This is a genomic window from Campylobacter sp. 2018MI13 (assembly GCF_018501135.1).
Taxonomy (GTDB): domain Bacteria; phylum Campylobacterota; class Campylobacteria; order Campylobacterales; family Campylobacteraceae; genus Campylobacter_E.
Window position 1 is genome coordinate 1 of record NZ_JAHCZC010000352.1, and the last position, 226, is coordinate 226.

The 226-nt window shown below is 45.1% G+C and carries 1 rRNA gene; it reads left to right on the plus strand.

Going from position 1 to position 226, the window contains the following annotated elements:
• Positions 1–226: ribosomal RNA gene (locus tag KJQ99_RS10355) — 23S ribosomal RNA — on the plus strand; the annotation flags it as partial.

The window sequence follows — 226 nt, forward strand, 5'->3', positions numbered from 1 at the left end:
ATTAGACCGAGAACTGAAAGGCTTTCTGAAGTCTTCGGATGGAAGGAAGAATTGCTGATGCCGTCGAGCCAAGAAAAGTTTCTAAGTTTAGATAATGTTGCCCGTACCGTAAACCGACACAGGTGGGGGGGATGAGTATTCTAAGGCGCGTGGAAGAACTCTCTTTAAGGAACTCTGCAAAATAGCACCGTATCTTCGGTATAAGGTGTGGTTAGCCTTGTATTAG